This window comes from uncultured Limnohabitans sp. (genome assembly GCF_937889215.1).
Taxonomy (GTDB): Bacteria; Pseudomonadota; Gammaproteobacteria; order Burkholderiales; family Burkholderiaceae_C; genus Limnohabitans_A.
In genome coordinates this window covers 1-10,971 of sequence record NZ_CALBEX010000334.1, presented here as the reverse complement: position 1 = coordinate 10,971, position 10,971 = coordinate 1, and the positions used below count along the sequence as shown (strand labels likewise).

The following is a 10,971-nucleotide window of genomic DNA, read 5'->3' as shown; positions in this document are numbered from 1 at the left end:
TGAATTGCGTACCGAGAAGTTCATGAAGATCGTGTCCTTGGCCCCTGAAGTACTGTAAGGACTCGCCATGAACAAGATTCGTAAAGGCGACGAAGTCATCGTCATCACAGGTCGTGACAAAGGCAAGCGCGGCAAAGTGTCGCTGCGCGCCAGCGATTCGCACGTGTTGATCGACGGCATCAACATCGTCAAAAAACACGCCAAGCCAAACCCCATGAAGGGCACAACTGGCGGCATCATCGAAAAGGCCATGCCGATTCACCAATCCAATGTGGCGATTTTCAACGCCGCAACAGGTAAGGCTGATCGCGTGGGCATCAAGCTGCAAGCTGACGGAACACGCGTTCGTGTTTACAAGTCCAGCGGCGAAGAAATCAAGGTGGCATGAGCATGGCACGTCTGCAACAAATCTTCCGCGAAAAAATCGCTGCTGACCTGACAGCCAAATTTGGCTACACGTCACCTATGCAGGTTCCTCGCATCACTAAGATCACACTCAACATGGGTGTCTCTGAGGCTGTGGCTGACAAAAAAGTCATGGACCACGCCGTGAGCGACTTGAGCAAAATTGCAGGCCAAAAGCCTGTGGTGACCAAAGCCAAGAAGGCGATCGCTGGTTTCAAAATCCGTGAACAACAACCCATTGGTTGCATGGTGACTTTGCGCGGCGTTCAGATGTATGAATTCCTGGACCGTTTCGTGACCGTGGCCTTGCCGCGTGTTCGTGACTTCCGTGGTATTTCTGGCCGCGCCTTTGATGGCCGTGGCAACTACAACATCGGTGTCAAAGAGCAGATCATTTTCCCTGAGATTGAGTACGACAAGGTGGATGCCTTGCGCGGTCTCAACATCAGCATCACCACCACGGCCAAGTCTGACGAAGAGTGCAAAGCGCTCTTGACAGCTTTCCGCTTCCCCTTCAAGAACTGAGGTGCCACGTGGCTAAAGTAGCTTTGATCGAGCGCGAGCTCAAGCGTGAAAAACTGGCAGCTAAATTCGCGAAAAAATACGCGGAATTGAAGGCCGTTGCCAATGATTTCAAGCGCAGTGATGAAGAGCGTGCAGCTGCCCGTCTGGGTTTGCAAAAGCTTCCTCGCAACGCTAACCCGACCCGTCAACGCAACCGGTGTGAAATCACTGGTCGCCCACGCGGTACGTTCCGTCAATTTGGTCTGGGCCGCGCCAAGATCCGTGAATTAGCCTTTGCAGGCCACATTCCGGGCGTGACCAAGGCCAGCTGGTAAATCGGCAGGAGATAACAACATGAGCATGAGTGATCCTATTGCCGATCTGTTGACCCGCATCCGTAATGCACAAATGGTGGCCAAAGCTGCCGTGATGGTGCCTTCTTCCAAAGTGAAGGTGGCCATTGCTCAAGTGCTGAAAGATGAAGGCTACATTGACGGTTTCCAAGTCAAAACCGAAGACGGCAAGTCCGTTCTCGAAATTGCCCTGAAGTACTACGCCGGTCGCCCAGTTATTGAGCGCATCGAACGCGTGAGCCGCCCTGGCCTGCGCGTGTACAAAGGCCATGATGCGATTCCTCAAGTCCAAAACGGCTTGGGCGTTGCTATTGTCACCACGCCTCAAGGTGTGATGACCGATCGCAAAGCGCGCGCAGCCGGTGTCGGTGGCGAAGTGCTGTGCTACGTCGCTTAAAGGGAGAAAAAGAATGTCCCGAGTAGCAAAAATGCCTGTGACCATCCCCGCTGGTGTGGATGTGTCGATCAACAAAGATCAAATCAGTGTGAAAGGCGCAGGTGGTCAATTGGCCATCGCTGCCAACATGCTGGTAACTGTGAACAACGAAGGCGGCAAGCTGAGCTTTGCCCCTGCCAACGATTCACGTGAAGCCAACGCCATGAGCGGCACCTTGCGACAGCTGGTGAACAACATGGTGAATGGCGTGACCAAGGGTTTCGAAAAGAAGCTGAACTTGGTTGGCGTGGGTTACAAAGCGGCCGCTTCTGGCGCCAAATTGAACCTGGCCGTTGGTTATTCACACCCTGTCAACATTGACATGCCTGCTGGCATCACGGTGGCTACCCCGACCGCGACTGAAATCGTGATCAAAGGTTCTGACCGTCAACGTGTTGGCCAAATCGCTGCTGAGATCCGTGCTGTTCGTCCCCCTGAGCCTTACAAAGGCAAGGGCATCCGTTATTCGGATGAGAAGATCACGATCAAAGAGACCAAGAAGAAATAAGGAGCTGCATCATGTTGACCAAGAAAGAGCAGCGTCTCCGTCGTGCACGCCAAACACGCATTCGCATTGCACAGCAAGGCGTGGCCCGTTTGACCGTGAACCGTACCAACCTTCATATCTATGCCAGCGTTATTTCTGGCTGCGGTACCAAAGTGTTGGCCAGCGCATCGACAGCCGAAGCCGAAGTGCGTACGGCCTTGGGTGCCGCAGGCAAGGGCGGCAATGCCGCTGCAGCCGCAGTCATTGGCAAGCGCATTGCTGAAAAGGCAAAAGCCGCTGGCGTTGAGAAGGTCGCCTTCGACCGCGCAGGTTTCGCTTACCACGGTCGTGTCAAGGCTTTGGCCGAAGCAGCCCGTGAAGCAGGTCTGCAGTTCTAAACGGATCGGAGATACAAATGGCTAAATTTACAGCAAAACCGCAGAACGACGGTCCAGAAGACGGTCTTCGCGAGAAGATGATCGCGGTCAACCGCGTGACCAAGGTGGTCAAGGGTGGCCGTATCCTCGGTTTCGCCGCTTTGACAGTGGTCGGTGACGGCGACGGCAAGGTGGGCATGGGCAAAGGCAAGTCGAAAGAAGTGCCTGCAGCTGTGCAAAAAGCGATGGAAGAAGCCCGTCGCAACCTCGCCAAAGTGCACCTCAAAAATGGCACCATCCACCATGCAGTGCACGGCCACCATGGTGCTGCCCGTGTCATGATGGCACCAGCACCCAAAGGTACCGGCATCATCGCTGGTGGTCCTATGCGTGCTGTGTTCGAAGTGGTGGGCATCACGGACATCGTGGCCAAGAGCCATGGTTCATCCAACCCCTACAACATGGTTCGTGCCACGTTGGACGCATTGTCCAATTGCACAACAGCCTCCAACGTGGCTGCCAAACGTGGCAAGTCGGTTGAAGAGTTGTTCGGCTGAACCGGAGAACGAACATGACGACACAATCTACCGTGAAAGTCCAACTGGTTCGCAGCCCGATTGGCACCAAAGAGTCTCACCGCGCCACTGTGCGTGGTCTGGGCTTGCGCAAGCTGAATTCTGTGAGCGAGTTGCAAGACACGCCCGCAGTGCGCGGCATGATCAACAAGATCAGTTACTTGGTCAAAGTTCTCTAAGAGGCCGATGATGGAACTCAATAGCATCAAGCCCGCAGAAGGCTCCAAACACGCTCCTCGCCGCGTTGGTCGTGGCATTGGCTCTGGCCTGGGCAAGACCGCAGGTCGCGGCCATAAAGGTCAAAAATCCCGTTCGGGCGGCTACCACAAGGTAGGCTTCGAAGGCGGTCAAATGCCTTTGCAACGCCGTTTGCCCAAGCGTGGTTTCAAATCACATTTGCTCAAGTACAACGCTGAAATCACTTTGACCACCTTGTCCCGTTTGGACTTGGCTGAAGTAGATGTGCTGGCATTGAAGCAAGCCGGTTTGGTTGCACAAATCGCCAAGGTGGTCAAAGTGATCAATACGGGCGAATTGACCAAAGCCGTCAAGCTGACTGGTATCGGTGCAACAGCTGGTGCCAAAGCTGCGATTGAAGCCGCTGGCGGCTCGGTGGCCTGAATTTTGAAGAACGAGACACAACGTGGCAACCATCGCTAATCAAACAGCCAAAGCAGGCAAGTTCGGTGACTTGCGTCGCCGGCTCATGTTTTTGCTGTTGGCGTTGGTGGTTTACCGGGTCGGCGCACACATTCCAGTTCCTGGAATCGACCCTGACCAGCTCAAGCAGTTGTTCAACGGTCAGCAAGGCGGCATTCTGAGCTTGTTCAACATGTTCTCAGGTGGTGCGTTGTCTCGATTCACAGTGTTTGCACTGGGCATCATGCCGTACATCTCCGCATCCATCGTGATGCAGCTGATGACGTATGTGGTGCCCATGTTCGAGCAAATGAAAAAAGAAGGTGAGTCTGGCCGTCGAAAGATCACCCAGTACACACGCTTTGGTGCTTTGGGTTTGGCGATCTTTCAATCCTTCGGTATTGCTGTCGCTCTAGAAGCATCTGCTGGCCTGGTGATCAACCCAGGTTTTGGATTCCGTATAACGGCTGTTGTGAGTTTGACTGCCGGAGCCATGTTCCTGATGTGGTTAGGTGAACAGATCACAGAGCGCGGTTTGGGGAATGGCATTTCGATTTTGATTTTCGCTGGTATCGCTGCGGGCTTGCCCAATGCGATGGGCGGCTTGTTTGAGTTGGTTCGCACTGGTGCCATGAACCCACTGATCTCGATGTTGATCATTGTGGTGGTGGCTTTGGTGACCTACTTCGTGGTCTTCGTGGAACGCGGCCAGCGAAAAATATTGGTCAATTACGCACGCCGTCAGGTTGGTAACAAAGTGTATGGCGGTCAATCGTCGCACTTGCCCCTCAAGCTGAACATGGCTGGCGTGATCCCCCCGATTTTCGCTTCATCGATCATCTTGCTGCCTGCAACGCTCATCGGTTGGTTCAGCTCGGGTTCGTCCGAAAGCATGGTTGTTCGCTTCTTTAAAGATGTGGCAAGTGCTTTGGCGCCCGGACAACCTGTGTATGTGATGTTTTATGCAGTGGCCATCATCTTCTTTTGTTTCTTCTACACGGCACTTGTTTTCAACAGCCGTGAAACAGCAGACAACTTGAAGAAAAGTGGTGCTTTCATTCCGGGTATACGCCCTGGTGATCAGACTGCCAAATACATTGACAAGATTTTGCTTCGGTTGACCGCAGTTGGTGCTGCTTACATCACCTTCGTGTGTTTGCTGCCTGAGTTCTTGATTCTGAAATACAATGTTCCGTTTTACTTTGGCGGCACATCCTTGCTGATCATTGTGGTCGTGACCATGGATTTCATGTCACAAGTACAAAACTACATGATGTCGCAACAGTACGATTCGCTTTTAAAGAAAGCGAGTTTCAAGTCTTGATTGACTTGGTTCGAGGTTTGTAAAGATCCTGATGCTTCAAGTGTCAGGCCACAATTTTCACCCAGTCTGTGATGTCTGGGTTTCGATGAGTTTTAGGAGAGAACCATGAAAGTTTCGGCTTCGGTGAAGAAAATTTGCCGCAACTGCAAGATCATTCGCCGTAACGGCATTGTTCGTGTGATCTGCACGGATCCACGTCACAAGCAGCGTCAAGGCTGATTGAATTAGTACAAGAGGACGAAAATGGCACGTATCGCTGGCATCAACATTCCGCCGCACAAACATACCGAAATCGGTTTGACATCGATTTTTGGCATTGGTCGCACCCGCGCTCGACAGATTTGCGAAGCTTCTGGCATCGCTTATTCGAAAAAGATCAAAGATCTGACCGACGGTGACCTGGAAAAAATTCGCGACCAAATCGCTGTGTTCACCATTGAAGGTGACCTGCGTCGTGAAACCACCATGAACATCAAGCGTTTGATGGACATTGGTTGCTACCGTGGTTTCCGCCATCGTCGCGGTTTGCCAATGCGCGGTCAGCGTACACGTACCAATGCTCGTACTCGCAAGGGTCCGCGTAAAGGTGCTGCGGCTCTGAAGAAATAAGCAGGATTGAGAGACCACCATGGCAAAAGCACAATCGAATAGCGCCTCACAACGTGTCCGTAAAAAAGTCCGCAAGAACATTGCAGACGGTATTGCACACGTGCACGCTTCGTTCAACAACACCATCATCACGATCACCGACCGCCAGGGCAACGCCTTGTCGTGGGCTTCATCGGGTGGACAGGGCTTCAAGGGTTCACGCAAGTCGACACCTTTTGCTGCCCAGGTCGCCTCTGAAGTCGCTGGTCGTGCTGCGCAAGAACAAGGCATCAAAAACCTTGACGTCGAAATCAAAGGTCCCGGCCCAGGTCGTGAATCTTCGGTCCGCGCATTGGGTGCTTTGGGTATCCGCATCACATCGATCGCCGATGTGACGCCGGTTCCCCACAACGGCTGCCGCCCTCAAAAGCGCCGTCGTATCTAATTTCAAACCAAGCCCACCGCCAGGCCATGCTTGCATCGCCTGGCTCCCGCATTTTTTGATGCGGCAGCTGCATAAAGGAAAATCAAGTGGCACGCTACCTCGGCCCCAAGGCCAAACTCTCACGCCGTGAAGGCACTGACTTGTTCCTCAAGAGCGCACGTCGCTCAATCGCGGACAAGTCTAAATTTGACACTAAGCCTGGTCAACACGGCCGCACTTCAGGCCAGCGCACCTCTGACTACGGTCTGCAACTGCGCGAAAAGCAAAAAGTCAAACGCATGTATGGCGTGTTGGAAAAGCAATTCCGCCGTTATTTTGCCGAAGCTGATCGCCGCAAAGGCAACACAGGTTCTAACCTGTTGGCTTTGCTCGAGTGCCGCTTGGACAACGTGGTTTACCGTATGGGCTTCGGGTCCACGCGCGCTGAAGCCCGTCAAATGGTTTCGCACAAAGCCATCACCGTGAATGGCCAGTCCGTGAACATTCCTTCATACCTGGTCAAGGCCGGTGATGTGGTGGCAGTTCGCGAAAAGTCTAAAAAGCAAAACCGTGTGGTTGAAGCTTTGCAATTGGCTGCACAAGTGGGCATGCCTGCTTGGGTTGAAGTCAATGCCGACAAGGCTGAAGGCACCTTCAAGAAAGTTCCTGACCGGGACGAATTTGGTGCCGACATCAACGAATCGTTGATCGTCGAACTGTATTCACGTTAATTCGCTGTTTCAATTGTTCCCGGCGCACAAGGCATTGTGGGCTGGGTGCTTCATCAGCCTTACCGGTGTAACGGACCGGGGGTATTGAGAGGAATTCTGAATGCAAACCAATCTGTTGAAACCCAAAGCCATCCAAGTTGAACAACTGGCCCCTAACCGTGCAAAAGTCACGCTAGAGCCTTTTGAACGTGGTTATGGCCATACCCTTGGCAACGCACTGCGCCGCGTTTTGTTGTCCTCCATGGTCGGCTATTCGGCCACTGAAGTGACGATCGCGGGTGTCGTGCATGAGTACTCCTCCATCGATGGCGTCCAACAAGACGTGGTCAACATCTTGTTGAACCTCAAAGGTGTCGTTTTCAAGTTGCACAACCGTGATGAAGTGACGCTGAGTCTGCGCAAAGACGGCGAAGGTCCCGTCACTGCGGCCGACATTCAGACGCCACACGACGTTGAAATCATCAATCCTGAACACGTCATCGCCATCTTGTCGCAAGGCGGCAAGCTGGACATGCAGATCAAGGTTGAAAAAGGCCGTGGTTATGTGCCAGGCAGCATGCGCCGTTATGCTGACGAGCCGACCAAAGCCTTGGGTCGCATTGTGCTGGACGCATCTTTTTCGCCGGTCAAGCGCGTGAGCTACACCGTTGAAAGCGCACGTGTCGAGCAGCGCACCGATTTGGACAAATTGGTCATTGAAATCGAGACCAACGGTGCCATCACCGCCGAAGACGCGGTGCGCGCCTCGTCTAAAATTTTGGTCGAACAGTTGGCTGTGTTCGCACAACTCGAAGGCAGTGAATTGTCAGCGTTTGATGCGCCTGCAGTGCGCGGTGGTGCAGGCAGTTTCGACCCGATCTTGTTGCGCCCTGTGGACGAACTGGAACTCACCGTTCGTTCGGCCAACTGCCTCAAAGCAGAAAATATTTATTACATCGGTGACCTGATTCAACGCACTGAGAATGAATTGCTCAAGACCCCTAATCTGGGTCGCAAGTCGCTCAACGAAATCAAGGAAGTTCTGGCTTCGCGTGGTTTGACTTTGGGCATGAAGCTCGAAGCCTGGCCACCAGCAGGTCTTGACAAGCGATAATACGAAGTTCCCGGAGAATTCCGGGGTGTGCACGGGCAGTACCTGATACGGCTGCCTGTTTAATAAAGAAAGGTAAGCACCATGCGCCACGGACACGGCCTCCGTAAATTGAACCGCACCAGCGAGCACCGCCTCGCCATGCTGCGCAACATGATGAATTCGCTCATTGAGCACGAAGTCATCAAAACCACATTGCCCAAAGCCAAAGAGCTGCGTCGCGTCATTGAGCCGATGATCACTTTGGCCAAAGAAGACAGCTTGTCCAACAAGCGCTTGGCTTTCAACCGCCTGCGTGACCGTGACAGCGTTGTCAAATTGTTTGCCGATCTTGGCCCACGTTTTGCTAAGCGCCCCGGTGGTTACACTCGCATCCTGAAAATGGGATACCGCGTGGGTGACAATGCCCCGATGGCCTTGGTTGAATTGGTTGACCGTGGTGATTCTTCTGCCGAAACAGCAGCAGAGTAAGGTATAATTCAAAGATACCGCGGGGTGGAGCAGTCTGGTAGCTCGTTGGGCTCATAACCCAAAGGTCGTTGGTTCAAATCCGGCCCCCGCAACCATTTTTCAACAAGTTTTGTTGATTGCAAAAATACCCTCGCAAGAGGGTTTTTTTTGTTTCTGCTTTTCAGCCCTTGATTGCACTTGTGTTGGCGTGCTTCAGATCGGCAGCCGCTTGAACAGCCCCATCAACGCCTGCGCTGCAGCGGCTTGTCTGACTTTGGCGCGATCCCCTTCGAATACGCAAAGCTCAGCATCGACTTTGCCGTTGACGCACCAAGCCAACCACACAGTGCCGACAGGCTTGGTCTGGCTGCCGCCCCCGGGCCCTGCAATACCTGTCACGGCCAAGGACACGCGGGCTTGGGAACATTCGACAGCGCCCATGGCCATGGCCCGGGCGACCGGCTCACTGACTGCGCCTTGTTCAAGAATAAGTGACGAAGAGACACCCAACATGTCGGTTTTGGCCGCATTGGAGTAGGTCACAAATCCCCGTTCAAACCAAATACTGGAGCCCGGCAAATCCGTGCATTGCGCGGCGATCATGCCGCCTGTGCAGCTCTCGGCGGTGGCCATCATCCAGTCCAGTTTGGTCAGTTTATTGGCCAAACATGCAGTCAAGTCGGTCATCAGAACCACCGCCATAAAGCAATGACCAGCAGCGTGCAAAAGGCCGCCACAAGATCGTCCCACATGATGCCCCAGCCGCCACGCCAGCCGAAGCCTTTGAACGCTTGATCGGCCCAGGCAACGGGGCCAGGTTTGGCGGCGTCAAAAAATCGGAAAAGGGCAAAAGCCGCCAATTGACCGACCCAGCCGGTGGGCATCACGAGAAACAGGATCAACCACATGGCCACAATTTCGTCCCAAACAATGGCGCCCGGATCGCTCACACGCATGTTGCGCGCTGTGACTGTACTGGCCCACCAACCCAGCAAAAGCGCCAACCCAATCCAAGCCGCCTGCACAGGTCGGCTGAAAAACTCTTGAATCACCAGCCAAGATGCCCAGCCCCACAGGCTACCCACGGTGCCGGGGGCTTTGGGCGACAAACCCGAGCCGAAGCCCATAGCCAATGCGTGCGCAGGGTGTCGCCACATGAAAGCCGCTGTTGGGCGAATGGGCCCTGACATGGCCGTGGGGGGCAAAAGTGGTGTCATCTGCGTCATGGTGAAGCGAAATGGTCGTAAGAAGACAGGTCGCACGGAACAACTTGACCAGAGGCGTCGCGCAGCACCAAGGTGTCCGCCTGAGTGATGCGGCCAATGTGGGTGACCAGCGTATCGCTTGCATGGGCCACAGCCTGCACCCGATCGCGCAGGTGGGCAGGAGCGGTGAACACCAGCTCGTAATCATCGCCACCCGACAGCACACAGGTGCGGTGCACATCAGGCGGGCACGCCCAAAGCTTGGCAGTGAGCATCACATCGCGCAAGCCAGTCAACTCGATCTCTGCACCAACACCGCTGGCTTTCAGAATGTGACCCAGGTCGCCGAGCAAGCCATCGCTGATGTCCGCCATGGCGCTGGCCACGCCGCGCAAGGCTTGGCCAAGCGCGATCCGGGGTGAGGGGGTTTCCATGCGCGACCTGGCAAGGTCGAAAACAGCCTGCGGCAGACTCAAGCCGCGAAAAGCTTCGAGAGCCAAACGGGCATCGCCCAAATGGCCACTCACGTACAAGTCATCCCCTGGTTGAGCACCGCTGCGCAAAATGCTTTGGCCGAACGGTACCTCACCGATCACGGTGATGGCCAAATTCAACGGGCCTTGAGTGGTGTCGCCTCCGATCAGCTCGCAGCCGTGTGCATCAGCCAATGCCAACAGACCTTCAGAAAAACCAGAAAGCCAAGCTTCATCAACCTGAGGCAAGGCCAAGGACAACAGAAAAGCCCTCGGCGTGGCACCGCAAGCTGCCAAATCACTCAGGTTCACGGCCAAAGCCTTGTGCCCTAGCGCTCTGGGGTTGACGGTAGACAAAAAATGGCGACCTTCGACCAGCATATCGGCAGAAAAAACCATTTGATGGCCAGAAAGCGGCGTCCAGACCGCACAGTCGTCACCAATGCCCACCGCAGCTTGGCGCGGACGGCGCTTGAAATAGCGTTCGATCAGCTCAAATTCACCCATGGGCAGGAGCTTAACCGCAAGTCACGCCCCAAGCCGGCTCAGTGCAGGGTGCGCCCAGAAGGCATGGCACTGGAAGATTCAAGCACAAAGGGGATGATTTGTGCATCAAACCGGTGCCCGTCCTCGGCCACAAAAAAGTAACTGCCCCCCATGGTGCCGCTGGGGGCTTTGAGGCGGCAACCGCTGGTGTACTGAAAAGCTTCGCCGGGCCGAAGCAAAGGTTGCTGGCCCACGACACCCAGACCTTTGACTTCTTCGCTGTGGCCACGCTCATCCTGGATCACCCAGTGGCGAGAAATCAACTGAACAGGCACGCGCCCAGTGTTGGTCACGGTGACGGTATAAGCAAAGGTGAACACATCTTGCAATGGGTTGCTTTGGTCTGCCACGTAGTGGGGCAGCA

General features: G+C 54.4%; 20 protein-coding genes and 1 tRNA gene. 17 read left to right on the top strand and 4 right to left on the bottom strand.

Going from position 1 to position 10,971, the window contains the following annotated elements:
• Positions 1 to 67: 67 nt before the first annotated feature.
• The 17 genes from rplX to Q0341_RS08475 all read left to right on the top strand — a co-directional run bounded on the left by rplX (position 68) and on the right by Q0341_RS08475 (position 8,499).
• The gene (gene rplX / locus Q0341_RS08555; RefSeq protein WP_299512122.1) at positions 68 to 388 is read left to right on the top strand and encodes a 50S ribosomal protein L24; all 321 of its coding nucleotides are present in this window, start codon (positions 68 to 70) and stop codon (positions 386 to 388) included.
• 2 nt (positions 389 to 390) lie between these two features.
• A complete protein-coding gene (rplE, locus tag Q0341_RS08550) occupies positions 391 to 930 on the top strand; it encodes a 50S ribosomal protein L5 (RefSeq protein WP_299512124.1) in 540 nt (179 codons plus the stop codon).
• Between the two features lie 8 nt (positions 931 to 938).
• Complete coding sequence (rpsN, locus tag Q0341_RS08545) at positions 939 to 1,244, top strand: 30S ribosomal protein S14 (protein ID WP_026039637.1); 306 nt, start codon at positions 939 to 941, stop codon at positions 1,242 to 1,244.
• A gap of 19 nt (positions 1,245 to 1,263) precedes the next feature.
• Positions 1,264 to 1,659, top strand: a complete 396-nt coding sequence (gene rpsH / locus Q0341_RS08540) for a 30S ribosomal protein S8 (protein ID WP_299512117.1) — start codon at positions 1,264 to 1,266, stop codon at positions 1,657 to 1,659.
• A 13-nt stretch (positions 1,660 to 1,672) separates the two neighbouring features.
• Entirely contained in the window at positions 1,673 to 2,206 is a 534-nt protein-coding gene (rplF, locus tag Q0341_RS08535; protein WP_299512114.1) for a 50S ribosomal protein L6, read from the top strand.
• An 11-nt stretch (positions 2,207 to 2,217) separates the two neighbouring features.
• Positions 2,218 to 2,583: a 50S ribosomal protein L18 gene (gene rplR / locus Q0341_RS08530; RefSeq protein WP_299512112.1), complete on the top strand. Its 366-nt coding sequence runs from the start codon at positions 2,218 to 2,220 to the stop codon at positions 2,581 to 2,583.
• A 17-nt stretch (positions 2,584 to 2,600) separates the two neighbouring features.
• Positions 2,601 to 3,119 carry a 30S ribosomal protein S5 gene (gene rpsE / locus Q0341_RS08525; protein ID WP_299512109.1) on the top strand — a complete coding sequence of 173 codons (519 nt, stop codon included), beginning with the start codon at positions 2,601 to 2,603 and terminating at the stop codon, positions 3,117 to 3,119.
• Positions 3,120 to 3,133: 14 nt separating this feature from the next.
• On the top strand, positions 3,134 to 3,316 hold the full coding sequence (gene rpmD / locus Q0341_RS08520) for a 50S ribosomal protein L30 (RefSeq protein WP_089951917.1): 183 nt from the start codon (positions 3,134 to 3,136) through the stop codon (positions 3,314 to 3,316).
• A 10-nt stretch (positions 3,317 to 3,326) separates the two neighbouring features.
• The gene (gene rplO, locus Q0341_RS08515) at positions 3,327 to 3,758 is read left to right on the top strand and encodes a 50S ribosomal protein L15 (protein WP_299512103.1); all 432 of its coding nucleotides are present in this window, start codon (positions 3,327 to 3,329) and stop codon (positions 3,756 to 3,758) included.
• A gap of 22 nt (positions 3,759 to 3,780) precedes the next feature.
• Positions 3,781 to 5,100 carry a preprotein translocase subunit SecY gene (gene secY, locus Q0341_RS08510; protein WP_299512101.1) on the top strand — a complete coding sequence of 440 codons (1,320 nt, stop codon included), beginning with the start codon at positions 3,781 to 3,783 and terminating at the stop codon, positions 5,098 to 5,100.
• A gap of 105 nt (positions 5,101 to 5,205) precedes the next feature.
• Complete coding sequence (gene rpmJ / locus Q0341_RS08505) at positions 5,206 to 5,319, top strand: 50S ribosomal protein L36 (protein WP_299512099.1); 114 nt, start codon at positions 5,206 to 5,208, stop codon at positions 5,317 to 5,319.
• Between the two features lie 24 nt (positions 5,320 to 5,343).
• Positions 5,344 to 5,709, top strand: coding sequence for a 30S ribosomal protein S13 (gene rpsM, locus Q0341_RS08500; protein WP_299512096.1), 366 nt, complete (start codon positions 5,344 to 5,346; stop codon positions 5,707 to 5,709).
• A gap of 19 nt (positions 5,710 to 5,728) precedes the next feature.
• On the top strand, positions 5,729 to 6,133 hold the full coding sequence (gene rpsK / locus Q0341_RS08495; protein ID WP_019429279.1) for a 30S ribosomal protein S11: 405 nt from the start codon (positions 5,729 to 5,731) through the stop codon (positions 6,131 to 6,133).
• 86 nt (positions 6,134 to 6,219) lie between these two features.
• On the top strand, positions 6,220 to 6,843 hold the full coding sequence (rpsD, locus tag Q0341_RS08490) for a 30S ribosomal protein S4 (RefSeq protein ID WP_019427457.1): 624 nt from the start codon (positions 6,220 to 6,222) through the stop codon (positions 6,841 to 6,843).
• 100 nt (positions 6,844 to 6,943) lie between these two features.
• Positions 6,944 to 7,936 carry a DNA-directed RNA polymerase subunit alpha gene (gene rpoA, locus Q0341_RS08485; RefSeq protein WP_299512093.1) on the top strand — a complete coding sequence of 331 codons (993 nt, stop codon included), beginning with the start codon at positions 6,944 to 6,946 and terminating at the stop codon, positions 7,934 to 7,936.
• Between the two features lie 81 nt (positions 7,937 to 8,017).
• On the top strand, positions 8,018 to 8,404 hold the full coding sequence (gene rplQ / locus Q0341_RS08480; protein WP_299512091.1) for a 50S ribosomal protein L17: 387 nt from the start codon (positions 8,018 to 8,020) through the stop codon (positions 8,402 to 8,404).
• Between the two features lie 18 nt (positions 8,405 to 8,422).
• A tRNA-Met gene (locus tag Q0341_RS08475) sits at positions 8,423 to 8,499 on the top strand.
• Between the two features lie 97 nt (positions 8,500 to 8,596).
• Here Q0341_RS08475 and Q0341_RS08470 read toward each other — a convergent pair.
• The 4 genes from Q0341_RS08470 to apaG are packed head-to-tail and all read right to left on the bottom strand — an operon-like array spanning position 8,597 to position 10,969.
• Positions 8,597 to 9,070 (bottom strand): CinA family protein, encoded by a 474-nt coding sequence (locus Q0341_RS08470; RefSeq protein WP_299512089.1) that lies wholly within the window; start codon positions 9,068 to 9,070, stop codon positions 8,597 to 8,599.
• Complete coding sequence (locus tag Q0341_RS08465; RefSeq protein ID WP_299512086.1) at positions 9,070 to 9,573, bottom strand: phosphatidylglycerophosphatase A; 504 nt, start codon at positions 9,571 to 9,573, stop codon at positions 9,070 to 9,072. The genes Q0341_RS08470 and Q0341_RS08465 overlap by 1 nt, the downstream gene beginning before the upstream one ends.
• Before the next feature lie 32 nt (positions 9,574 to 9,605).
• Positions 9,606 to 10,568: a thiamine-phosphate kinase gene (gene thiL / locus Q0341_RS08460; RefSeq protein ID WP_299512083.1), complete on the bottom strand. Its 963-nt coding sequence runs from the start codon at positions 10,566 to 10,568 to the stop codon at positions 9,606 to 9,608.
• A 38-nt stretch (positions 10,569 to 10,606) separates the two neighbouring features.
• A complete protein-coding gene (apaG, locus tag Q0341_RS08455) occupies positions 10,607 to 10,969 on the bottom strand; it encodes a Co2+/Mg2+ efflux protein ApaG (protein WP_299512080.1) in 363 nt (120 codons plus the stop codon).
• Positions 10,970 to 10,971 lie beyond the last annotated feature (2 nt).

Coding starts and splice junctions, on each gene's coding strand:
- rplX (WP_299512122.1), top strand. CDS start 68: ATGAACAAGATTCGTAAAGGCGACGAAGTCATCGTCATCACAGGTCGT.
- rplE (WP_299512124.1), top strand. CDS start 391: ATGGCACGTCTGCAACAAATCTTCCGCGAAAAAATCGCTGCTGACCTG.
- rpsH (WP_299512117.1), top strand. CDS start 1,264: ATGAGCATGAGTGATCCTATTGCCGATCTGTTGACCCGCATCCGTAAT.
- rplF (WP_299512114.1), top strand. CDS start 1,673: ATGTCCCGAGTAGCAAAAATGCCTGTGACCATCCCCGCTGGTGTGGAT.
- rplR (WP_299512112.1), top strand. CDS start 2,218: ATGTTGACCAAGAAAGAGCAGCGTCTCCGTCGTGCACGCCAAACACGC.
- rpsE (WP_299512109.1), top strand. CDS start 2,601: ATGGCTAAATTTACAGCAAAACCGCAGAACGACGGTCCAGAAGACGGT.
- rpmD (WP_089951917.1), top strand. CDS start 3,134: ATGACGACACAATCTACCGTGAAAGTCCAACTGGTTCGCAGCCCGATT.
- rplO (WP_299512103.1), top strand. CDS start 3,327: ATGGAACTCAATAGCATCAAGCCCGCAGAAGGCTCCAAACACGCTCCT.
- rpmJ (WP_299512099.1), top strand. CDS start 5,206: ATGAAAGTTTCGGCTTCGGTGAAGAAAATTTGCCGCAACTGCAAGATC.
- rpsM (WP_299512096.1), top strand. CDS start 5,344: ATGGCACGTATCGCTGGCATCAACATTCCGCCGCACAAACATACCGAA.
- rpsK (WP_019429279.1), top strand. CDS start 5,729: ATGGCAAAAGCACAATCGAATAGCGCCTCACAACGTGTCCGTAAAAAA.
- rpoA (WP_299512093.1), top strand. CDS start 6,944: ATGCAAACCAATCTGTTGAAACCCAAAGCCATCCAAGTTGAACAACTG.
- rplQ (WP_299512091.1), top strand. CDS start 8,018: ATGCGCCACGGACACGGCCTCCGTAAATTGAACCGCACCAGCGAGCAC.
- Q0341_RS08470 (WP_299512089.1), bottom strand. CDS start 9,070: ATGACCGACTTGACTGCATGTTTGGCCAATAAACTGACCAAACTGGAC.
- Q0341_RS08465 (WP_299512086.1), bottom strand. CDS start 9,573: ATGTCAGGGCCCATTCGCCCAACAGCGGCTTTCATGTGGCGACACCCT.
- thiL (WP_299512083.1), bottom strand. CDS start 10,568: ATGGGTGAATTTGAGCTGATCGAACGCTATTTCAAGCGCCGTCCGCGC.